The 22,250-nt window shown below is 69.7% G+C and carries 21 protein-coding genes; 12 read left to right on the top strand and 9 right to left on the bottom strand.

Translation table 11 applies throughout. From position 1 onward, the window contains the following. Nucleotides 1-7 precede the first annotated feature (7 nt). Together UG56_RS00870 and UG56_RS00865 are read right to left on the bottom strand one after the other, a co-directional pair. A complete protein-coding gene (locus UG56_RS00870; protein ID WP_045549369.1) occupies nt 8-850 on the bottom strand; it encodes an MlaE family ABC transporter permease in 843 nt (280 codons plus the stop codon). Between the two features lie 7 nt (nt 851-857). Further along, nucleotides 858-1,631, bottom strand: a complete 774-nt coding sequence (locus tag UG56_RS00865; protein WP_045549368.1) for an MlaE family ABC transporter permease — start codon at nt 1,629-1,631, stop codon at nt 858-860. Nucleotides 1,632-1,976: 345 nt separating this feature from the next. Here UG56_RS00865 and UG56_RS00860 point away from each other — a divergent pair, with 345 nt between their 5' ends. Then, nucleotides 1,977-3,218 (top strand): phospholipase D-like domain-containing protein, encoded by a 1,242-nt coding sequence (locus tag UG56_RS00860; protein WP_045549367.1) that lies wholly within the window; start codon nt 1,977-1,979, stop codon nt 3,216-3,218. Between the two features lie 105 nt (nt 3,219-3,323). Here the strand turns inward: UG56_RS00860 and UG56_RS00855 are convergent, their stop codons facing one another. The 3 genes from UG56_RS00855 to UG56_RS00845 all read right to left on the bottom strand — a co-directional run bounded on the left by UG56_RS00855 (nt 3,324) and on the right by UG56_RS00845 (nt 6,134). Then, on the bottom strand, nt 3,324-4,229 hold the full coding sequence (locus tag UG56_RS00855) for a DNA-3-methyladenine glycosylase family protein (protein WP_045549366.1): 906 nt from the start codon (nt 4,227-4,229) through the stop codon (nt 3,324-3,326). Between the two features lie 76 nt (nt 4,230-4,305). Further along, nucleotides 4,306-5,694 (bottom strand): serine hydrolase domain-containing protein, encoded by a 1,389-nt coding sequence (locus tag UG56_RS00850; RefSeq protein ID WP_045549365.1) that lies wholly within the window; start codon nt 5,692-5,694, stop codon nt 4,306-4,308. A 23-nt stretch (nt 5,695-5,717) separates the two neighbouring features. Then, nucleotides 5,718-6,134, bottom strand: a complete 417-nt coding sequence (locus UG56_RS00845) for a MarR family winged helix-turn-helix transcriptional regulator (protein WP_045549364.1) — start codon at nt 6,132-6,134, stop codon at nt 5,718-5,720. 52 nt (nt 6,135-6,186) lie between these two features. Between UG56_RS00845 and UG56_RS00840 the strand changes: the two genes are divergently transcribed. The 4 genes from UG56_RS00840 to UG56_RS00825 all read left to right on the top strand — a co-directional run bounded on the left by UG56_RS00840 (nt 6,187) and on the right by UG56_RS00825 (nt 10,600). Then, a complete protein-coding gene (locus UG56_RS00840; RefSeq protein WP_045549363.1) occupies nt 6,187-6,777 on the top strand; it encodes a TIGR03086 family metal-binding protein in 591 nt (196 codons plus the stop codon). A 43-nt stretch (nt 6,778-6,820) separates the two neighbouring features. Further along, nucleotides 6,821-8,326, top strand: coding sequence for an ATP-dependent DNA ligase (locus tag UG56_RS00835; protein WP_045549362.1), 1,506 nt, complete (start codon nt 6,821-6,823; stop codon nt 8,324-8,326). Nucleotides 8,327-8,382: 56 nt separating this feature from the next. Beyond that, on the top strand, nt 8,383-9,843 hold the full coding sequence (locus tag UG56_RS00830) for a glycerophosphodiester phosphodiesterase (protein WP_052693642.1): 1,461 nt from the start codon (nt 8,383-8,385) through the stop codon (nt 9,841-9,843). A gap of 61 nt (nt 9,844-9,904) precedes the next feature. Then, a complete protein-coding gene (locus UG56_RS00825) occupies nt 9,905-10,600 on the top strand; it encodes a TetR/AcrR family transcriptional regulator (RefSeq protein WP_256206368.1) in 696 nt (231 codons plus the stop codon). 342 nt (nt 10,601-10,942) lie between these two features. On the opposite strand, the gene UG56_RS00820 is transcribed toward UG56_RS00825, so the two are convergent. Further along, on the bottom strand, nt 10,943-12,232 hold the full coding sequence (locus tag UG56_RS00820) for an acetyl-CoA C-acetyltransferase (protein WP_045547181.1): 1,290 nt from the start codon (nt 12,230-12,232) through the stop codon (nt 10,943-10,945). Nucleotides 12,233-12,384: 152 nt separating this feature from the next. On the opposite strand from UG56_RS00820, the gene UG56_RS00815 reads away from it, so the two are divergent. The 5 genes from UG56_RS00815 to UG56_RS00795 are packed head-to-tail and all read left to right on the top strand — an operon-like array spanning nt 12,385 to nt 16,221. After that, nucleotides 12,385-13,707 (top strand): 3-oxoacyl-ACP reductase, encoded by a 1,323-nt coding sequence (locus UG56_RS00815; RefSeq protein WP_045547182.1) that lies wholly within the window; start codon nt 12,385-12,387, stop codon nt 13,705-13,707. Then, nucleotides 13,707-14,573 (top strand): MaoC/PaaZ C-terminal domain-containing protein, encoded by an 867-nt coding sequence (locus UG56_RS00810; RefSeq protein ID WP_045547183.1) that lies wholly within the window; start codon nt 13,707-13,709, stop codon nt 14,571-14,573. The genes UG56_RS00815 and UG56_RS00810 overlap by 1 nt, the downstream gene beginning before the upstream one ends. 54 nt (nt 14,574-14,627) lie before the next feature. Further along, nucleotides 14,628-15,542 carry a GNAT family N-acetyltransferase gene (locus UG56_RS00805; protein ID WP_045547184.1) on the top strand — a complete coding sequence of 305 codons (915 nt, stop codon included), beginning with the start codon at nt 14,628-14,630 and terminating at the stop codon, nt 15,540-15,542. A 56-nt stretch (nt 15,543-15,598) separates the two neighbouring features. Then, entirely contained in the window at nt 15,599-15,817 is a 219-nt protein-coding gene (gene vapB / locus UG56_RS29020) for a type II toxin-antitoxin system VapB family antitoxin (protein ID WP_045547185.1), read from the top strand. Further along, on the top strand, nt 15,808-16,221 hold the full coding sequence (locus UG56_RS00795) for a PIN domain-containing protein (protein WP_045547186.1): 414 nt from the start codon (nt 15,808-15,810) through the stop codon (nt 16,219-16,221). The genes vapB and UG56_RS00795 overlap by 10 nt, the downstream gene beginning before the upstream one ends. 6 nt (nt 16,222-16,227) lie before the next feature. Here the strand turns inward: UG56_RS00795 and UG56_RS00790 are convergent, their stop codons facing one another. The 3 genes from UG56_RS00790 to UG56_RS00780 form a co-directional block, all read right to left on the bottom strand. Continuing rightward, entirely contained in the window at nt 16,228-16,578 is a 351-nt protein-coding gene (locus UG56_RS00790; protein WP_045547187.1) for an ArsC/Spx/MgsR family protein, read from the bottom strand. A gap of 200 nt (nt 16,579-16,778) precedes the next feature. After that, entirely contained in the window at nt 16,779-17,657 is an 879-nt protein-coding gene (locus UG56_RS00785) for an acyl-CoA thioesterase (protein ID WP_045547188.1), read from the bottom strand. Nucleotides 17,658-17,672: 15 nt separating this feature from the next. After that, on the bottom strand, nt 17,673-18,632 hold the full coding sequence (locus UG56_RS00780; protein ID WP_045547189.1) for a proteasome assembly chaperone family protein: 960 nt from the start codon (nt 18,630-18,632) through the stop codon (nt 17,673-17,675). 279 nt (nt 18,633-18,911) lie between these two features. On the opposite strand from UG56_RS00780, the gene UG56_RS00775 reads away from it, so the two are divergent. Further along, complete coding sequence (locus tag UG56_RS00775) at nt 18,912-20,111, top strand: thiolase family protein (RefSeq protein ID WP_045547190.1); 1,200 nt, start codon at nt 18,912-18,914, stop codon at nt 20,109-20,111. 1 nt (nt 20,112) lies between these two features. Beyond that, a complete protein-coding gene (locus UG56_RS00770) occupies nt 20,113-22,206 on the top strand; it encodes a 3-hydroxyacyl-CoA dehydrogenase NAD-binding domain-containing protein (protein ID WP_045547191.1) in 2,094 nt (697 codons plus the stop codon). Nucleotides 22,207-22,250 lie beyond the last annotated feature (44 nt).

The following is a 22,250-nucleotide window of genomic DNA, read 5'->3' as shown; positions in this document are numbered from 1 at the left end:
ACCGCCCTCATCCTGTGATCCGGACGGTGGTCGTGGAGCCCCAGATCGCGAAGCTCAGGAAGAAGTCGGCGACGACGACGGTGACGATGGACGTACGGATCGCCTTGCCGACCGCGATGCCGACGCCGGCCGGGCCGCCGGAGGCGGTGTAGCCGTAGTAGCAGTGGATCAGGATGATCGCGACCGCGAGGATGATCAGCTTGAGGAAGCTGTAGAGGATGTCGATCGGCGGCAGGAACGCCAGGAAGTAGTGGTCGTACGTCCCGCCCGACTGCCCGTACATCAGCGTCGTGATCAGCCGCGGGCTGAGGTAGGAGGCGCACAGGGCGACGATGTAGAGCGGGATGACGGCCAGGAAGCCCGCGATCATCCGGGTGGTGACCAGGTAGGGCAGGCTCGGCACGCCCATCGCCTCGAGCGCGTCGATCTCCTCGCTGATGCGCATCGCGCCGAGGCGCGCGGTGTAGCCGCAGCCGACGGTCGCGGCCAGCGCGATCGAGGAGATCAGCGGCGCGACCTCGCGGGTGTTGAAGAAGGCCGAGATGAACGCGGAGAACTTGGCGACACCGATCTGGCTCAGGCTGGCGTAGCCCTGGATGCCGACCTCGGAGCCGGCGAAGAAGGCCATGAACGCGATCACGCCGACGGTGCCGGCGATCATCGTCAGGCCACCGGCGCCGAACGCGACCTCGGCCAGGATGTTGAGCACCTCCCGCTTGTAGCGGCGGATGGTGCGGGGCGCCCAGGCCAGGGCCTTGGCGTAGAAGAGCAGCTGGTCGCCATAGCCCTCGACGGCCTGGCGCTGCTCCTTGACGATCTGGTTGCCCACCTGGGCGAGCGTGTTGGACACCGGGGGATCACAACCCGTCCTGAGGAACGATCTGGAAGTAGACCGCGGTCATGATGGAGTTGAGGACGAACAGCATCATGAACGCGATGATCACGGCCTCGTTGACCGCTCGGCCGACGCCGCTGGGACCGCCCTGCGCGTTGAGGCCGTTGTAGGCGCCGATGATCGCCGCCAGGAAGCCGAAGACCGCCGACTTGACCATCGAGATGTAGAGGTCCGGCAGGCTCGCCAGCGCGGTGAAGCTCGACAGGAACGCACCGGCCGAACCACCTTGGACGATCACGGTGAAGAAGTAGCCGCCACCGATCCCGGTCGCGATCACGATGCCGTTGATCATCACCGAGACGAACAGACAGGCGAGAACTCGCGGGATCACCAGCCGGATCACCGGGTCGATGCCCAGCACCTCCATCGCGTCGATCTCCTCACGGATCTTTCTCGAACCCATGTCCGAGCAAATCGCCGACCCGGCCGCCCCGGCGATGATCAGCGCCGCCGCCATCGGCGCCGCCTCCCTGACCACCGCGAGCACGGCCGTCGCACCGGCGAACGACTGCGCGCCGAGCTGGCCGGCGAGATTGCCGACCTGGAGGGAGATGACCGCTCCGAACGGGATCGAGACGAGGACCGCGGGCATCATCGTGACGCTGGTGATGAACCAGGCCTGCTCCAGGAACTCCCTCGTCTGGAACTTGGTCGTGAACGTGCCCTTGACGACTTCTCCGGTCATCAAACCCATCCCGCCGACACCTCGGACGAGCGAGGCGAACTGCACTGCCATCCTTGACCTTCCGCGACGTCTTGTGACTCGGCTCACGTTTCAAGCCTGTAGTAGAACACGTTTCAGTTCCGAGGGCAACGACCCGCCCCGGACATGTCCGCGAACAGGGTGGGAGGTATTTCGGTCCAACGACTTACCAGCCAGTAGGTGACGGGGATCACAGGATCCTCCACACGATGACGAGGCCTGTGAAGGGCGTTCTCGCATGCTGGTCCGAGGGTCTTCGGAGCGGCTGGGATCATCGGCATCGGGTATCGGTGTCGAGCGGCGCGCAGCACCGGTGTGTCTCGGCGCGATCAGCCGGTTAGATTGGGAACTGTGATGAGACTGTCGCCGGGGGGCGTCATGAGGTTCCTACGCCGCCTGCTCCTCGCCGTCTTCGGCGTGCCGATCGCGCTCGCCGTCGTGATGAGCCTCGTCGACGCTTACCGCAGCCGCGGGAAGCGCGCCAAGCCGTTCCCGGTCACCCCGCCGCGCACCAACAGCGTCGGCGACGGCACGGTGACGACCTACACCTTCGGCAACGACCTCTACGAGGACATGATCGCCGCCATCGACGGCGCCAAGAAGCAGATCTTCCTCGAGACCTACATCTGGAAGGGCGACGAGGTCGGCAACCGGTTCAAGCAGGCGCTGGCCGAGGCGACCGAGCGCGGCGTCGAGGTCTACTGCATCTTCGACGAGCTCGCCAACCTCGTGGTGCCGGCCCGCTTCAAGCGCTTCCCCGAAGGCATGCACGTGCTGCGCTACCCCACCTACGCGGCGGGCTGGCGCTTCTTCGACCTCTCCCGCTACGGCCGCGACCACCGCAAGATCCTGGTCGTCGACGACACGGTCGGCTTCGTCGGCGGCTACAACATCGGCACCGCGTACGCCACCGAGTGGCGCGACACCCACGTCCGGATCACCGGGCCCGGTGTGTGGGACCTGCGTCGCGCGTTCGCCGACTTCTGGAACCTCAACCGGCGACGGCCGCACCCGTTGACCCACCGGACCGGCACCGAGGGCCCGCTGCTCATCGAGACCGCGCCGTCATGGGACCCCGATCTCCGGTTCCACCGCAACGTACCCCGGCTGTGGATGTTCCCGATCCGCTCGATGTACCTCGAGGCGATCAACCGGGCCTCCCGCAACATCTATCTGACCACCGCCTACTTCGTCCCCGACGAGGACTTCGTCGCCGCACTCAAGGCCGCGGCGCAGCGCGGGGTCGACGTACGCATCCTGCTGCCGCTGAAGTCGAACCACGTCGTGGTCGACTGGATCTCGCGCGGCTACTTCTCCCAGCTGCTCGACTCCGGCGTGCGGATCCTGCGGTTCAAGGACGCGATGATCCACGCCAAGACGGCCACCGTCGACGGCTTCTGGTCGACCGTCGGCACCGCCAACATCGACCGGCTCTCGCTGACCGGCAACTACGAGATCAACCTGGAGATCTTCGACCGCGACGTCGCCAAGCAGATGGAGGAGATCTTCTCCCGCGACGAGTCCAACGCCCTCGAGCTGACCTCCGACGAGTGGGCCGCCCGCGACATCCACCGCAAGTTCACCGAGCTGGTCCTCACCCCGCTCCGCCCCCTGCTCTGAGGACCAACCCCGAGGCCTGCCGAGTCGGCGGATCTGTCCCCGTGTCTCGCGAAGCGAAGCGAGCGAGAGGGGACAGATGCGCCGACTCGGCAGTAAATCAGCAGCTCAAGAAGGCAAGTGCGTCCGAGGCGACATCTTCGGACCGCGCCGAGGCCTCTTCCCGGCCCCCCGATAGATCAACGCCACGACGCGAGCCCGATGCGGCCGGAACCTCTCCAGATACTCCCGCAGCCGCTCGTCGTCCCAAGCCGCATTGGTCAACGCCCACCCGACGTCCTTGGCGAGGTGATAGTCGCCGAAGCTGACCGCGTCCGGGTCGCCGAGCGCGCGCTGCCGCACCTCGGCGACGGTCCACTCGCCGACGCCGGGGATGGTGGTGAGCCGTCGTTCGACCTCGTCGCCGGGCAGGCTCGCGGTCCGCTCGACCGCGGTCGCGACCCGGGCCGCGTGCAGGACCGCCTTGGAGCGGGCCGGGTCGACGGGCAGGCGCAGCCAGTCCCAGCTGGGGATCGTACGGAGCGTCTCCGGTGACGGCTGCAGGCGCAGCCCGTGGTCCGCGCCCGGGCCGGGCGCGACCTCGCCGAAGCGCCTGACCAGGTTGCCGAAGCCGCGGAACGCCTCGTTGTTGGTCACCTTCTGCTCGATGATCGAGGGCACCAGCGCCTCCATCATCAGCCCGGTGCGCCCGAAGCGCGGCACCTCGAAGCGCTCCAGCAGCGTCGCGAGCAGCGGGTCGTCGGTGCGGAACTCCTCGGGGCGGTCCTCGGCCCCCAGCAGAGCGGGAAGCTGCTCCAGGGCCCACTCGGCGCCCTCGCCCCACGCCTCGGACTCGACCTCGGTGTCGCGCTGGCGCAGCCTCAGCGTGGCGGGGCCGTGTGGCGTACGGACGGCTCGCCAGTGGTCGTCGCCGAGGATCTTGTACGTCGGGTCCCCGAGCCCGCGCCGAAGCGGCCGCAGCATGGAGGCCAGTCCCACCGCATAGCCGGGACGGACCGTCCGCTGAGCGCTCATGCCGCCGCCTCCGTAGGGCAGAGCGAAGAGTACGGAGGCGGCGGCCTGAGGCCCATGGCCGCTCGCTGGCGCTCGCTCATGAGTCGAGGTTAGCCCGCGGAAAGACCCGGCTCGTCGTCAGATGCGTCGCACGTCCTGCCGAGTCGCTGCCGGTGAACCCGAAGACGTGGTGGGCGCCGTGCAGGGCGTCGGCGGTGACGACCTGGTCGACGGCGTACGGGAGGACCTCGTAGGTCTGCGGCTCGTCGCCGACGGCGGCCGCCTCGGGACCGGGGATCTCCTCGACCCACAGCCGGCCGTCGGGTTCCTTGCGGAGCGTCCAGTCGACGATCCGGGCCCGGTAGGTGCCCAGCAGGCGGTCGGCGTCGAAACCGGCCGGCGGCTGCTCGGGTGGCACCGGGTCCGGGGTGATGCGTACGCCGGCGAGCTCGTGGAGCAGATGGCCGACGACGTCGTGGTAGAGGCCGTAGGTGTCGCCGCCGTTGGTGAGCAGCGCGACCGCCAGGCCGTGCTCGGGCACCATCCGGAAGAACGCCGACTGCCCGATCGTCTGACCGTCGTGACCCACGATCCCCTGTCGGGTGTCGTCGAGGGACCAGCCCAGACCGCGGCCGTCGGAACGGGTGGAGGCGGGATGGTCGACCTGCCGGGTGAGGACGTCGGCGCAGGAGGCCGCCGAGACGACGCGGGTGCCATCGGCGGCCACGCCCCCGGCCAGGTGCATGGCGGCGAAGCCGAGCAGGTCGCGTACGCGCATCGAGAGCATCGCGCCGACCGGGCCGCTGGCGCGGGCCATCCCCCAGGCCGGTCCCGGGCGCAGGATGTGGTCGGGACCGGGGTCGATGTGGCCCATCGCGGTGCGGAACCTGATCGCGTCATAGGCCGTGGTGGCGATGTGGGCGAGGCCCAGCGGGGCGGCGAGGTGCTCGTAGAGGGCACGGTCCCAGGTGATCCCGCGGACGACCTCGACGAGGCGGCCGAGCACGGCGAAGCCCGCGTTGGAGTAGGAGAACCGCTCCCCCGGCGCGAAGATCTGCGGCAGGTCGCCCATCGAGGCGACGAACCGCTCGACCGCGTCGTCGCCGGGTCCGTGGTCGGTGAAGACGTCACCCTCGAAGCCTGCGGTGTGGGAGAGCAGCTGGCGGACGGTGATCGTCCGGGTCGCCTCCTCGTCGGCGACCGTGAAGTCCGGCAGATGGCGCGTGATCGCATCATCGAGGTCGATCGAGCCGTCGTCGACGAGCTGCATCACCAGGTCGGTGGTCCACAGCTTGGTGATCGAGCCGACCTGGAAGAGCGAGTCGGTGGTCGCCTCCACGCCGGTGTCGAGGTTGAGGATGCCGCTCGCGTGGTCGACGACCTGGCCGTCCTGGAGCACCCCGACGGCCGCCGCGGGCACGCGATGACGGGCCAGCAGGGCAGGCAGCTCGGACTCGATCCAGGTGCGGGCGGCGACAGGCGACATGGGGCGAGGATAGGCCGGGCGCCTCAGCGGTCGTTCTCGACGAGAGCGGTCAGCGCCCGTTCGAACCCGGTCCGGTCGGTCGCGTCGAGATCGGCCAGCAGCTCGGTCTCCATCGCTCCGATGGCGTCGCGGCAGCGGCGGAGGACGTCAGAGCCTGCCGGGGTCAGGGACACGATCCGGTTGCGGCGGTCGGCCGGGTCGGGCGCTCGCCGGACCAGTCCCTCGGCCTCGAGGCGGTCCAGGTTGCCGATCAGCCGGGTCTTGTCACGACCGGTGGTCGCGGCGAGCTGTGCCTGCGTGGGAGCGTCCGACTCGGCCAGCGCGGTCAGCACCGCGTAGTCCCACATCTCCAGCCCCGCGGCGTCGAGGATCGGCTTCTCGCGGGCCATCACCTCACGCAGCAGTCGGGACAGCAGGAAGCCGAGCTCGGGTCGATCCACCGCAGGATCTTAACCGTTCGACATATGATCTACCTCTGCTTACGATCAACGTATGCTTACTTTTTTCGAGATGCTCGCGGAGTACGACCTGGCCCTCGACGAGACCGGCTCGCTCGCCTCCCGGGCCGGTGATCTGAGCCTTTCCACCCCATGTGCCGGCTGGGACCTCGCGGATCTGTTCGGCCACATGGTCGGCCAGAACCTCGGCTTCGCGGCCGCGGTCGCCGAGGGCGACGCGCCGGTCGCTGCGTACGCGTCCGTGCCGGTGACGGCCGAGGACCTCGCCGACCGGTGGCAGGAGTCGGCCACCCGGGTGCGCGAGGCGTTCGGCGCCGCCGCCCCGGAGGCGACGATCCATCTCGCGGAGTTCGGCTTCCGGCCGACGGTGAAGGTCGCGCTCGGGATGCAGCTGCTCGATGCCGCCATACATGCCTGGGACGTCGCGACGGCGCTCGGGCGCGACTACCGGCCTTCGGAGGCCACGGTCATCGTGGTCCTCGAGATGGCCCGGCAGATCGCGGCCAGGCCGGGCGGTACGCCGGTCTTCGCCGCACCGCTCGCCGAGAACGGCGAGGACTCCTGGGGCGACGCGCTACGCCTCCTCGGGCGGGACCCGGAGAGGCACGTGGAGCCATCGCACTGACTGGTCCCGGGGAAATGTCGGCGGAGTGATGTTCACTGGAGACATGCTGCTCGCCGACATCGTCTCCACCTCGAACGCCGTCGCAGCGACCCGGTCACGGAAGGCCAAGGTCGCCGCGCTGGCCGAGTGCCTCGGCGCGGCCACGCGCAACGAGCTGCCGGTGGTGACGGCCTATCTCAGCGGATCGCTGCTGCAGCGGCGTACGGGACTGGGATGGCGTTCCCTCACCGCGCTCCCGCCCCCTGCCGCCGAGGCGTCGCTGACGGTGAGCGAGGTGCACGAGGCGTTCGAGAGGATGTCGCGGCTGTCGGGATCGGGCTCGCAGGTCGCCCGGGCGGCCGAGGCCGACGCGCTCTTCGGCGCCGCGACCACCGCCGAGCAGGTGTGGCTCCGAGCCGTGGTCACCGGAGAGGTGCGCCAGGGGGCGCTCGACTCGCTGGTCCAGGAGGCGCTGGCCGTCGCCGCCGGGGTGCCGTTGCCGGCCGTACGCCGCGCCGCGATGCTCGCCGGCTCGACCGTGGTGGTCGCGGGGCTCGCCTTCGACGGCGAGGAGGCGCTCGCCGACGTCGGGCTGGTGGTCGGCCGGCCCGTGCTGCCGATGCTCGCCTCCTCGGCCGGCTCGGTCGAGGAGGCCATGGCCAAGCTCGGCGAGCCGGTCGTGGTCGACACCAAGCTCGACGGGATCAGGATCCAGGCTCACAAGTCCGGCTCGGAGGTACGCATCGCGACCCGCACCCTCGAGGACATCACCGCCCGGCTGCCCGAGGTGGCGGAGATCGTCGCCTCCTTCCCCGCCGACACGCTCGTGCTGGACGGCGAGGCCATGACGGTGGGCCCGGACGGGCGTCCCCGGCCGTTCCAGGAGACCGCCTCGCGCACCGCGACCCGGTCGGCCGCCGACGCGGTCGTGTCGCCCTACTTCTTCGATATCCTCCACGTCGACGGTCGCGATCTCATCGACGTAGCGCTCGACCAGCGCCTCGCCGAGCTCGACCGGATCGTCCCCGAGCGGCATCGCTCCCCACGGCTGGTCACCGTGGACACCGAGGCAGCCGAGCAGTTCGCGACCGATGTGCTCTCCGCCGGCCACGAGGGCGTCGTCGTCAAGGGAGTCGGCCTGCCCTGGGAGGCGGGGCGGCGCGGCTCGGGCTGGATCAAGGTCAAGCCGGTCCACACCCTCGACCTGGTCGTCATCGGCATCGAGTGGGGCTCGGGCCGCCGTAAGGGCTGGCTCTCCAACATCCACCTCGGCGCGCGCGGGCCGGACGGGTTCGTGATGATCGGCAAGACGTTCAAGGGGATGACCGACCAGATGCTGGCCTGGCAGACCGAGCGGTTCACCGAGCTCGCCCTGACCGACCCGCACAGCGACTGGGCGGTCCAGGTCAGGCCCGAGCAGGTGGTCGAGATCGCCTTCGACGGGGTGCAGCGCTCGACCCGCTATCCCGGCGGTGTCGCGCTCCGGTTCGCCCGCGTGGTGCGCTATCGCGACGACAAGACAGCTGCCGAGGCAGACACGATCGAGACCGTGCAACGCTTTCTCGATTAACACTATCGGGATACCGGTTTATGGCTCGGTTCAGCAATCCCCTAACCTCACTGCGCATGCCCCCTCATGCCCGGTTCGCCACGCTGCTCGCAGCGCTGGTGATGGTCCTCGGTCTGGCCGCGTCCTCCCCTGCGCCTGAAGCCGCCGCAGCTGCCGAGCCGGTCACTGCGGCGGCCCCGACCTCGAGCGTCGCGCGGCCGATCCAGCGGGAGACCTTCACGCTGAGCGGCTCGCTGGGCCCGAGCGTGCGGCGGGTGGTGCGCCTGCAGAGCTATGGCGAGGACGGATGGCGGGTCGTCCAGAAGCAGACCGTCGAGAGGTCGGGCGACTACTCCTTCGAGGTGACCCAGTCGTCGTCGGTGCGGACGCGGTGGCGCGTCCTGGCCTACGGCATCAAGCGCGAGGGGCGCGGCTGGCGGGCGCGGGTCACCGCGCCGCGTACGCTCTTCGGGCAGCCGCAGACCGTCACGACCAGCGTGCCGAGGTCCGTACGCGCCGGCAGCGCGGTGCGGCTCACCGTCTTCGCCGCTCCGGCCCGCCCCGGCAGGGTGCTCACCCTGCAGGGCGACAGCGGCAAGGGCTGGAGGAACCTCACCCGGCTCACCACCGACGCGACCGGCCACGCGACGTACGTCTTCAGGACCCGGGCCGTGGGGAAGACGCGGTTCCGGGCGGTCGCCCACGCGCATCACGGCGCACCAGCGGTCGCGGGGCCGTCGGCGGCCGTCTACGCCATCGGGAGCGGACCGGTCGGCGTGATGGCGTGGCGCGGCGACTCGCTCAACTATCCGGAGAACACCCTCGACGCGTTCCGCAGCGCGGTGCGACAGCGGGCCGACTTCATCGAGATGGACTTCCAGCCCACCGCGGACGGCCGGTGGGTACTGCTTCACGACGGCGACTTCCGGCGCACCACCGACGTCGAGACCCGCTTCCCCGACCGGCAGGACGCGAGCCCCCGCGAGTTCACGCTCGCCGAGGTGAAGTCGCTCGACGCGGGCTCGTGGATGGGTCCGCAGTTCCGCGGGGTCCGGGTGCCGACCATCGAGGAGACCTTCGATGCCATCGAGGCGGCCGAGCGGCTCGACGGGCACCGCGTGCGGCTCGTGGTCGAGCTCAAGGGCGAGAGCGCCGCCGAGATGCGCGCGCTCTACCGCACGGTCGTCTCGCTACGTCCCGGCTGGGTCTCCCGGAAGGGCCACGGCGACAAGGCGATCTTCATGAGCTTCGAGGCGAGCTACTTCGACTTCCCCGGGGTCGAGAGGACCGGGATGGAGAAGGTCGCCGTCAAGGACGAGCCCGACCCCGCGGACCTCTACGGCCCCGGCTTCGCCCAGGTGCACCTCCACACCAGGGTGCTCGACGCCGCCCTCGTCGACCGCTATCACCGTCAGGGCGCCAAGGTCGGGACCTGGCCTGCGGTGGGCACCGCGGCCGTTCTCCGCGCCGCGGTGGCCGGGGTCGACTACGTCACGACCGACGATGTCGCCGGCGCGCGGAGCGCCTTGCTCCGCTGAGACGTGTGAGGACAGACACTCATGGTGCAACTCCGAGTTGCACACCGCGTACAGTGTGCCTGTGAGCACCCGACCAAGCACCTCCGGATCCGCCTCGGACGGCCGCCGCTCGGCCGCCGCCGCCCGGCGCCGCGCCCGCGAGGCCGACATCGTCGCGGCCACCCGCAAGCTCTTCGACGAGCGCGGGGTGAGCGACGCCCAGATCGAGGACATCGCCAAGGCGGTCGGGATCAACCGCGCGATCGTCTACCGGCACTTCACCGGCAAGGACGAGATCTTCGCGCTGACCCTGGTCGGCTACCTCGACGAGCTCCGCGAGCGGATGCTGATCGCGACCGAGGGCGACAGCGCGCCCACGGACGTGGTCCGCGACGTCGTCGGCACCTTCGTCGACTACGGGATCGAGCATCCCGCCTTCGTCGACTGCGCCCAGACCCTGATGCGCCGCAGCGGTTCCGACCTGTTCGACGAGCTCTCCGAGAGCGCCCTGTTCCGCCTCGGCCGCGCCATGAACGGCTGCCTCACCATCCTCACCACCGTCTTCGAGGACGGCGCCGCCTCCGGCGAGCTCCACGTCAAGGACGCCAACCTGCTCGCCAACACCCTCTACGCCTCCGGCCTCGGCGCCCTCCAGCTCGCCCGCGTCGGCATCCTCGTCTCCGAGTCCGCCCCCGGCGTACCCACCGTCGGCTCCGTCTCCCCCGACCAGGTCCGCGACTTCCTCGTCACCTCTGCCCTGGCCCTCACGTCCAAGTAGCCCATCGCCGAGGCGTCACTCCCGTCGGCCGAGGCGTCACGTACGCCGGTCGAAGCGTCGCCCACGCCGGCCGACTTGGCAGTCGGGTGCCAACTCGGCCGACCGAAGCGACGTCTCGACGGAAAGGTCACGTACGTCGGCCGAAACCTCACGTACGTCGGCCGAGGTGGCAGCGAGATGCCATCTCGGCCGGCGGCGGCGACACCTCGAGCGACCGGAGCGACGCCTCGGCGATGCGGCGTCCCACAGGGTCAGGTACGTCGGCCGAGCCGTCACATACGTCGGCCGAGTTGGCAACCAGGTGCCAACTCGGCCGACGGGAGTGACGCCTCGGCAGGGGGTCTACTTCTCCAGGATGGCGACGACGCCCTGGCCGCCGGCGGCGCAGACGGAGATCAGGCCGCGGCCGGAGCCCTTCTCGTCGAGCAGCTTGGCGAGGTTGTTGATGATCCGGCCGCCGGTGGCGGCGAAGGGGTGGCCGGCGGCGAGCGAGGAGCCCTTGACGTTGAGCTTCTCGCGCGGGACGGTGCCGAGCGGGGCGTCGAGGCCGAGCTTGTCCTTGCAGAAGTCCGGGGACTCCCAGGCCGCCAGGGTGGAGAGGACCTGCGACGCGAACGCCTCGTGGATCTCGAAGAAGTCGAAGTCGTCGAAGGTGAGGCCGTTGCGGGCGAGGAGGCGCGGGACGGCGTAGGCGGGGGCCATCAGGAGGCCCTCGCCTCCGGCGACGTAGTCGACAGCGGCGACCTCGGCGTCGACGAAGTAGGCCAGGACCGGAAGGTTCTTGGCAGCGGCCCACTCCTCGCTCGCGAACAGCACCGCCGAGGCGCCGTCGGTCAGCGGGGTGGAGTTGCCGGCCGTCATGGTCGGGTTCTCGCCCTTCACGCCGAAGACCGGCTTGAGGGTCGCGAGCTTCTCGACGGTCGAGCCCGGACGGAGGTTGTTGTCCTTCTCCAGGCCGCGGTACGGAGTGATCTGGTCCTCGAACCAGCCGGCGTCGTACGCGGCGCCCAGCTTCTGGTGGGACGCCGCGGCCAGCTCGTCCTGGGCCTCACGCGTGATCCCCCACTCGAGCGCGGTCAGCGCGGCGTGCTCACCCATGGAGAGCTTGGTGCGCGGCTCGACGTTGGCCGGGATGTTGGGGATGATGTCGGCCGGGCGGAGCTTGGCGAAGGCCTTGATCCGGTCGACGTTGGTCTTGGCGCGGTTGGCCTCGAGCAGGACCTTGCGGAGCTTCTCGCCCAGCGCGATCGGCGCGTCCGAGGTGGTGTCGGTGCCGCCGGCGATGCCGGAGTCGAGCTGACCGAGGGCGATCTTGTTGGCGATGTAGGTCGCCGCCTGGAGGCCGGTGCCGCAGGCCTGCTGCAGGTCGACGGCGGGCGTCTCGGGAGCCAGCTTCGACCCGAGCACCGACTCGCGGGTCAGGTTGAAGTCACGCGAGTGCTTGAGCACCGCACCGGAGGCGACCTCGCCGATGCGCTCGCCCTCCAGGCCGAAGCGGGCGGCGAGGCCGTCGAGGACGGCGGTGAACATCTCCTGGTTGGAGGCGGTCGCGTACGCACCGTTGGAACGCGCGAAAGGAATGCGGTTGCCGCCGACGATGGCGACACGGCGCTTTGCCTGAGCAGTGGTCATAGTGTTCATCCTTGTCTGATGAAGCTCTTTGGAGAAGGGTATGTCAGGGAGATCACGAAAAGTGGACACCGAGTTACACCTGTAGTTACAACTGGCCAGTAACATACCAACGTACGCCTCAGAGACCACGTCCAGAAGGATCAGAGCAGACCATGAGCGACAAGTACCAGAGCTTCACCCAGTCGGCGATCGGCAAGGTCCTCGTCAAGAACCTCGGGCTGCCGAGCCCCGCCAAGCTCGAGCGGTACGCAGCCGGCGCCCCGCTCGCGAAGGGCACCGTCCTCACCGGCGGCCGTGGTCGTCTGGCCGAGTCCCTGGGCGGCCTCCTCGGCGAGCTGGACATCGCCTCGACCGACACCGCAGCGGCGGGCGCCCGCTTCAAGGGCCTCGTCTTCGACGCCACCGGCCTCACCTCGACGACCGAGCTGGTCGCCCTGCAGGAGTTCTTCACCCCGGTGCTGCGCAGCCTGGAGAACAACCCCCGCGTGGTCGTGATCGGCACCCCGCCCGAGCAGGTCAAGGGCGCCGAGCGGGTCGCCCAGCGTGCGCTGGAGGGGTTCACCCGCAGCCTCGGCAAGGAGATCGGCAAGGGCGGCACCGTGCAGCTGGTCTACGTCGCCGAGGGCTTCGAGGGCTCGCTGCTCTCGACGCTGGCCTTCCTGCTCTCCCCGAAGAGCGCCTACGTCTCCGGCCAGGTCGTGCGGATCGGCACCAAGAACGCCTCCCCCGCCGCAGAGCAGGTCGACCCGAAGAAGCCGCTCACCGGCAAGGTAGCGCTCGTCACCGGCGCCGCGCGCGGCATCGGCGAGGAGATCGCCAAGGTCCTGCAGCGCGACGGCGCGACCGTCGTCGGCCTCGACATCCCGCCGGCCGAGGAGGACCTGAAGAAGGTCACCCCCGACTACATCACCACCGACATCACCGCCGAGGACGCTCCCGCCACGATCGCCTCCTACCTCCAGGAGAAGTTCGGCGGCGTCGACATCGTCGTCCACAACGCCGGCGTCACCCTCGACAAGAAGCTCGCCAACCAGAAGCCCGACCGCTTCGGCACGGTGCTGGAGATCAACATCAGCGCCCCCGAGCGGATCACCGCCGAGCTGCTCGAGCAGAAGCTGATCCGCCCCAACGGCCGCATCATCGGCGTCTCCTCGATCGCCGGCATCGCCGGCAACGTCGGCCAGACCTCCTACGGCGCCTCGAAGGCCGCGGTCATCGGCTTCGTCGACTCGCTGGCCGAGGAGCTCCCCGACGGCATCACCATCAACGCCGTCGCCCCGGGCTTCATCATCACCCAGATGACCGCCGCGGTCCCGTTCGCGACGCGTGAGGTCGGCCAGCGGCTCAACGCGATGGCCCAGGGCGGCCTGCCGGTCGACGTCGCCGAGACCATCGCCTGGTACGCCTCGCCCGCCTCCACCGCTGTCAACGGCAACGTCGTGCGGGTCTGCGGCCAGATGATGCTGGGCGCGTGATGAGCGACATCTTCACCGGTAAGTCCGGTCCTGGCCTGCTCGTCCGGGCGGCCCTTCCCGCCATCCCGGGCATCAACGCGCTCCCGGGGATCAAGAAGACGGGCGTCGCCTACGAGGAGCTCAGCCTCACCCGCGAGCCGGTCGAGCTCGACCGCGCCGCGGTCGACGCCTACGCCGAGCTGTGCGGCTTCCCGATCAAGGACACCGTGCCGCTCCCCTACCCGCACATGCTGGCCTTCCCGCTGCACATGGCGCTGATGTCCTCGCCGGACTTCCCCTCGCCCGCGATGGGCATGGTCCACATCGAGAACTCGATCAGCGGCTACCGCCCGATCTCCGTCGGCGAGGCCGTCGCGGTCACCGCCACCGTGGGGCAGCCCGAGCCGCACCCCGTCGGCAAGGCCTACCGGTTCCTCACCGTCGCCACCGTCGAGGGCGAGGTCGTGTGGGAGTCCACCTCGACGTACCTCGTACGCGGCGAGCGCAACCCCGACGTCTCGTGGAAGTCCGACCTCATCGAGGTCGATCCGTCCGGTCCGGTCTTCCCGCTGAAGGCCGACCTCGGGCGGCGCTACGCCAAGGTCGCCGGCGACTACAACCCGATCCACCTCTACCCGCTGACCGCGAAGGCCCTCGGGTTCAAGCGGCAGATCGCTCACGGGATGTGGACGAAGGCACGCTGCATCGCCGCACTGGAGAACCGGCTCCCGGGCGCGGTGCGCGTGGACGTGGCGTTCAAGAAGCCTGTCTTCCTGCCCTCCTCGGTCGCGTTCGGGTCGCTGAAGCACCTGGACGGCTACGACTTCTCGCTCCACAAGCGCGGCTCGGACACGCTGCACCTGGTGGGGCGTACGACCGCGCTGTGATCCAGCCGATTTAACCCGTGGCGAGCGAGGTCTCGCAGGTGAGACGGTGCTCGCATGCCTGCCCCGCTTCCGCTCTCCACGGGTTTCTCGGAGCGCCCGCTGACACTCGCCGACGCCGGCGCCGTGACCCGCGTGATGGCGGCGAACGAGCTGGCCACCATCGGCGAGGTCCACATCGAGGAGGCCGACATCGTCGCCGACTGGCAGCGGCCCTCCTTCGACGTCGGCGCGACCACCGTCGGTGTCCTCGCACCGACCGGTGAGCTCGTCGGCTACGCCGAGTGCTCCGGCGGCGCCCGGGCCGACGCAGCCGTCCACCCCGACCACTGGGGCCGCGGGATCGGCACCGCCCTGGCCGCCTGGATCAGCGCCCGCGCGGCCGAGCTCGGCGAGCCGGTCATCGGCATGCCGGTCCCCCAGGGCTCGCCCGGCGACCGGCTGCTGGAGTCGCTGGGCTGGTTCCCACGCTGGGAGTCCTGGGTCCTGGCGCTGCCCGAGGACGCGGTGATCCCGGTGCGAGATCTGCCCGATGCGTACGCGATCAGGGCTGCCACCGCGCAGGACCACGAGCAGGTGTGGACCGTGATCGAGGACGCGTTCCTGGAGTGGTCCGAGCGGGAGCGGGAACCCTTCGCCGACTGGGTCGCCACCGTCGTCGAGCGTCCCGGCGCCGAGCCGTGGAACATCCGCGTCGTCACCGGCCCGGACGGCGCCGTGGTCGCCGCCGCGGTGCTGGTGATGACCGAGGACGGCCGGGAGGGGTACGTCAGCAAGCTCGCCACCCGCAAGGACCAGCGCAACCGGGGTCTGGCCCAGGCTCTCCTCGCCGACGCGTTCGGCGCCGCCCGGGCCCATGGAGCGACGCGCGCGACGTTGTCGACGGACTCCCGCACCGGCGCCCTCGACCTCTACCGCCACGTCGGCATGGAGGTCGAGTCCACCTGGATCCACCGCGCGACCCGCCCCTGATCCCACCTCGACGGCCCGCTCTGGGCTAGCATCTCCCGACCAGGAGGTGGACAGACATGTCCGACGTACTGATCCGAGGCCTCTCGGATGACGAGCTCGCGCGCATCGACACCGAGGCGACGCGGCTCGGACTCACCCGCAACGAGTATCTCCGCCGGTGGTTCACACCCGACGCGCTGCGTCCGCTGCCCCCGGCGCGACCCGTGGCCGGTGCCGACTTCGCGAAGTTCGCGCCGCTCGCCGACCGGGGTCTGATGCGTGACGCATGGTCGTAGTTCGACCCTGGCTGGTGCACCGCTCGGCGCTCGCCCGGATGTCCTCCAGCCCCGACGCCGATAAGTGGTCCCGGCTGATCGAGCTGGGACAGGTACGCATCACCACCACGACCCTGCTCGAGATCGGCCACCTGGCCCGCTCGGAGCGGGAATGGTCCGAGCTCGTCGAGGACGTCCCGGTGATCCACATGCCGCTGGCGACCCTCACGCCGCGTACGGAGGCGCGGGCGCTGGAGATCCAGCGCATCGTGCTGCGCGAGGGCCGTCACCGGGCACCGTCGGTGCCCGACCTGCTCGTCGCGGCGGTCGCGGAGGAGGCCGACCTCACCGTGCTCCACGCCGACAACGACGTCGACCTCATCACCCGCACCACCGGTCAGCCGGCCGAGCGGCTCCGCGCCTGACGCGGCTCAGAACAGCTCGCGCACCTTCTCGATCGGCCGAGCCAGCACGCCGCGGTCGCCCTTGAGCACGATCGGGCGCTGCATCAGCTCAGGGTGCTTCACCATCAGGTCGACCAGCTCGTCCTCGGAGAGGTCGCGGTTGCCCAGGTCCAGCTCCTTGTAGACCGGCTCGCGCTTGCGCAGCACGTCCCGAGCGCTCAGGCCGGTCTTCGCCAGGATGTCCTTGACCTCCTCGGCCCGCAGGCCGAGCACGTGGTAGTCGACCTTCTCGAAGTCGATGCCCTCCTCCTTGAGCAGGACGAACAGGTTCCGACACGTCGTGCAGGTCGGCTTCTCGTACACCGTGATCTGATCCACGCCGCCACCCTAGCGGCCGCCTCGGTGCGCTATCGCGGCAGGCAACCAGGGTGTGCGATAGCGCGCTGGCCTACTGCGAGATGCGATCAGACAGGTACGCCGAATCGGCTCGTCCTCACCGAAAATCGCGTCGAGTCGGCTCGTCATGACGAGCCGACTCGACGCCGGATCCCGTCAGATTCAGCCGACTCGACGAGGGATCAGGCGCGGGGCGGGCGGATGAGGCCCTCCTGGGCCACCGTGGCGGCCAGGATGCCGTCGGCGGTGAAGACGCGCCCGATGGAGAGGCCGCGGCCGCCGTAGGCCGAGGGGCTCTCCTGGTCGTAGAGCCACCACTCGTCGGCGCGGAACGGCCGGTGGAACCAGATCGTGTGATCCAGGGAGGCCATCTGGATGCCCTTGTGGTCCAGCGAGTGGGCGGCCAGGGAGGCACCGAGCAGCGAGATGTCGGAGGCCCAGGTGAAGGCGCCCCGCTGGATGTCGGGATCGTCGGGGAGCGAGGCGCCGAGCCGGATCCACAGGCGCTGCTGTGCGGGCCGGGCCGGGTCGGGCTCGATGCCGAGCAGCGAGTTGCCGACGGCGCGCACCTCGACGGCCTCCCACTCACGAGCCAACGACACCGCCTCGGGTGAACCCGAGTCCGCCATCATCTTCAGGAAGTCGATGCACTTCTCGGGCGGCGGCACGGCCGGCATCGCGTCCTGGTGCTCGAAGCCGGTCTCCTCACGCTGGAAGTTGGCGGTGAGGTAGTAGATGTCGCGGCCCTTCTGCCGCGCGCGGACGCGCCGGGTCTCGAAGGAGCGTCCGTCGCGTATCCGCTCGACCTCGTAGACGATCGGGTAGGACGGATCACCCGGCAGCAGGAAGTAGGAGTGCATCGAGTGCACGGTGAAGGCCGGGTCGGCTGAGCGGATCGCGGCCATCAGCGCCTGGGCGGCCACCTGGCCGCCGTAGGCGCGCCCGCGCGAGTTGCGGGTCGTGGTGGCACCGTGGAAGAGGTCCTTGTCGATCTCGACCAGGTCGAGCACGCCCACCAGCTCGGCCACTGCCTGATCCGCCGCTACGGCGTCGGTCGTCATGGGAGTGAGTGTCTCTCAATCCTTCTCAGGGTCGTCATCGGGGTCGGGACCGTTGAGCCCGGCCAGGAACTGCTCGAACTGCTCGCCGAGCTCGTCACCGGTCGGCAGCGGCTCGTCGGGCGCCAGCAGAGAGCGCCCGGACTCCTCGCCGCGCTGGAAGGTGTCGTACTGCTGCTCGAGAGCGGCCACGACCTCCCGCACCTCGGCGTTGTCCTCGATGTAGGAGGCGATCTCCTCCTCGCGGCGCTGCGCCTCGGCCTCCAGGTCGGAGACCGGGATCGTCAGCCGGGCCGCACGCTCGAGCTCCTCGACGAGGACGACCGCGGCGGCCGGGTAGTCGCTCTGGGCGAGGTAGTGCGGCATGTGCACCACGTAGCCGCCGGCCGGCAGACCCCACTCCCCCAGCCGGACCTCCAGCATCGCCTGGGCGGAGGCCGGGATCCGGATCTCGCCCTTCCACGGGCTCTCCCAGACCTGGCCGGAGAGCTCCTGCGCCGCGTCGTTGGCGTGCCGGGTCGTGGTCAGCGGCCGGGTGTGCGGCACCGCCATCGGCACCGAGGTGAGCGAGATGACCTCGGTCACGCCGAGGCGCTCGATGACCTCGCGTACGGCACCGGCGAAGGCCTCCCAGCGGTTGTCGGGCTCGGGGCCGTGCAGCAGCAGGTAGGGCGTGTCGCCGGTGTCCTTGAGCAGCCGGACGACCAGCCGCGGCGCGTCGAAGGACTCGTAGTGGTCGCTGACGAACGAGATCGCCGGACGGCGGGCCCGGTAGTCATGGAGCTCGTCGACGTCGAAGGTCGCCACCACGGGCGCTCGCCTCGAGGTCTGGATCAGGTGGGCCGCGGCCCGCTCGGAGGCCTTGCCCGCATCGAGGAATCCGTCCAGGACCACCACCAGCGGCAGCCGGTCGCCACCGGCCATGATGATCTCCTCGGGCAGGTCGTCCACGATGTGCACCAGTCGTGATCCGGCCATCGGTGCCTCCTCCCGTTGCGTACGGACCTCAGGGGCCCCGCCGTCAATTGCCTCGCCCGGGATCTCGACCCTGGGGCTCAACCTTCTCAATACACGCTTCCACATGACGACAGCGCAGCATTCTGGACGTCCACGATATTCCCAAGCCGACGCGCGGAGAGCGGCGACCACCCCCGACCCGCCGATGTGACCTCCCCCTCGATGCAGCCGTTGTTACCAGCGGGTAATGTAAGTCCCGGGCACCATCCGTGCCCGCATCAACCGACATGGAGTGACACGGTGACCCGACAGCTGCGAGAAGTCGTCTTCGTCGACGGCGTACGCACACCTTTCGGCAAGGCCAAGGGCCAGTACGCCGAGACCCGCGCCGACGACCTGGTCGTCAAGCTCATCCGTGAGCTCACGCGCCGCAACCCCGAGCTTCCCCCCGAGCGGATCGACGAGGTCGCCATCGCCGCGACCACGCAGATCGGTGACCAGGGCCTGACCATCGGTCGCACCGCGGGCCTCCTGGCCGGACTCCCCCAGTCCGTGCCCGGCTACGCGATCGACCGGATGTGCGCCGGCGCGATGACCGCGGTCACCACGACCGCCGGCGGCATCGCGTTCGGTGCCTACGACGTCGCCATCGCCGGCGGTGTCGAGCACATGGGCCGCCACCCCATGGGCGAGGGCGTCGACCCCAACCCGCGGATCATCTCCGAGAAGCTGGTCGACCCGAGCGCGCTCGTCATGGGCAACACCGCCGAGAACGTCCACGACCGCTACCCGGCGATCACCAAGGAGCGCACCGACGCCTTCGCCGTCCGCTCCCAGGAGCTGGCTGCCAAGGCGTACGCCGACGGCAAGATCCAGCCCGACCTCGTCCCCGTCGCCACGCGGAGCGCGGAGAACGGATGGGGCCTGGCCACCACCGACGAGCCGATGCGTCCCGGCACCACCACCGAGGACCTGGCCAAGCTGAAGACCCCGTTCCGCCCGCACGGCCGCGTGACCGCGGGCAACGCGGCGGGCATCAACGACGGCGCCACCGCCTCGCTGCTGGCCTCCGAGGAGGTCGCACGCGAGCTCGGGCTGCCGATCAAGATGCGGCTGGTGTCGTACGCCTTCGCCGGTGTCGCTCCCGAGGTCATGGCCGTCGGTCCGATCCCGTCGACCGAGAAGGCGCTGGCCAAGGCCGGTCTCACGATCGACGACATCGAGGCCTTCGAGATCAACGAGGCGTTCGCGATCCAGGTGCTCGCGTTCCTGGACCACTTCGGCATCGCCGAGGACGACTCTCGGGTCAACCCCTACGGCGGCGCGATCGCGTTCGGTCACCCGCTGGCCTCCTCCGGTGTGCGGCTGATGATCCAGCTCGCCCGCCAGTTCGAGGAGCGCCCCGAGGTCCGCTACGGCCTCACCACCATGTGCATCGGCCTGGGTATGGGCGGCACGGTCATCTGGGAGAACCCGAACTGGAACGGCAAGGAGGCCTGACATGACGGACATCAACACGCTCCTCGCCGACGTGGAGAAGCTGTTCACCGACGACGAGGTCGTCACTGCGGCCAAGCTGCAGAAGGTCAACCTGCCCTCCGGCAAGGTCCTCGGCCTGGTCACCCTCGACAACGGGCACGACCACACCCGTCCGAACACCTTCGGACCGAAGTCGCTGGTCGAGCTCAACACGGCGTACGACGCGGCGCTGGCCGACCCGGAGATCGACGCGATCGCCGTCACCGGCAAGCCGTTCATCCTCGCGGCCGGTGCCGACCTGACCTCGCTGCAGGCCGGCGGCCCCGACGGGATCCGTACGATCGCGGAGCTCGGTCACGCCGTCTTCCGCAAGCTGGGCGACGGCGACGGCACCACGAAGAAGCCGTCGTTCGGCTTCATCAACGGTCTCGCGCTCGGCGGCGGCCTCGAGGTCGCGCTGCACGCCGACTACCGCACGATCCAGGACTCGGTGCCGGCCGTCGGCCTGCCCGAGGTCATGCTCGGCCTGATCCCGGGCTGGGGCGGCGGCTACCTGCTGCCGAACCTGATCGGTCCGGCGAAGGCCGCCAAGGTCTTCATCGAGAACCCGCTCAACAACGGCAAGGTGCTCAAGGGCACCGAGGCCTTCGACCTGGGCATCGCGGACGCGATCTTCGGCGGCGCCGACTACCTCGAGCAGTCGCTCCTGTGGGCGGACGGCGTCCTCTCCGGGACCGTCGAGGTCTCCCGTGAGGAGATCGACCGCGGCGAGGCCTGGGACGAGGCCGCCAAGAACGCGGGCTTCTTCGCCTGGGCCAAGACCGGCGACGCCTCCCCGGCCGCCAAGAAGGCCGTCGAGCTGCTCACCCTGGCCAAGACGGCGAGCCGCGACGAGGGCTTCGCGGCCGAGGACGACGCTCTCGTGGCGATGTCGAAGACGCCGCAGCTGCTCGCCTCGCTCTACTCCTTCGACCTGGTGCAGAAGCGCGCCAAGCGTCCCGCCGGTGCGCCCGACAAGGCGCTCGCGCAGAAGGTCACCAAGGTCGGCATCATCGGTGCCGGTCTGATGGCCTCGCAGTTCGCGCTGCTCTTCGTCCAGCGCCTCAAGGTGCCGGTCGTCATGGTCGACCTCGACCAGGAGCGCGCCGACAAGGGCGTGGCGTACGTCCACGCCGAGCTCGACAAGAAGCTCGCCAAGGGCCGCGCCTCGCAGGACGCGACCAACCGTCTCAAGGCGCTCGTGACCGCTTCGGTCGACTACGAGGAGGCCTTCTCCGACGCAGACTTCATCATCGAGGCCGTCTTCGAGGAGATGGGCGTCAAGAAGACCGTCTTCGCCAACGCCGAGGCCGTCGCGCCGGAGACCGCGGTCTTCGCCACGAACACCTCGAGCCTCTCGATCACCGAGATGGCGGCCGACCTGAAGAACCCCGAGCGGGTCGTGGGCTTCCACTTCTTCAACCCGGTCGCGGTCATGCCGCTGCTGGAGATCATCAGCGGCGAGAAGACCTCGGACGCCGCGCTGGCCACGGCCTTCGCCACCTCGAAGGCGCTGAAGAAGACCTCGATCCTGGTCAAGGACAGCCCGTCCTTCATCGTGAACCGGCTCCTGGGCCGCTTCATGGGCGAGATCGCCAAGATCGCGGACGAGGGCACCCCGATCGACGTCGTCGAGTCCGCCTTCGCGGGCGTCACGCCGATGTCGCCCTACCAGCTGATCGGGCTGGTCGGGCCGGCGATCGCCTACCACAACAACGAGACCCTGGCGAAGGCCTTCCCCGAGCGGTTCTACCTCTCGGAGAACCTCCACAAGGTCGTCGAGGCCAAGAAGGCGTCCTTCTTCGGCGCCGACGGCCGTACGCTCGACCCGGAGGTCGAGGCGCTGCTCACCGTCGGTGACGTCGTCAAGACCGCCGACGAGGTGCGCCAGCAGACCCTCGAGGCGATCGCCGACGAGATCGGCCGGATGCTCGACGAGGGCGTCGCGCAGGCCGCCGAGGACATCGACCTCGGCATGATCACCGGTGCCGGCTTCCAGTTCTGGAACGGCGGCATCACCCAGCTCCTCGACCGCGAGGGCATCTCCGAGAAGGTCACCGGCAAGAAGTTCCACTGACCGACGACAGACCGCCCCCGACCGATCGAATCGGTCGGGGGCGG

It is taken from the genome of Nocardioides luteus (assembly GCF_000960475.2).
In the GTDB taxonomy this organism is placed as follows: Bacteria; Actinomycetota; Actinomycetes; order Propionibacteriales; family Nocardioidaceae; genus Nocardioides; species Nocardioides luteus_A.
This window is presented reverse-complemented; position numbering and strand designations above follow the sequence as displayed.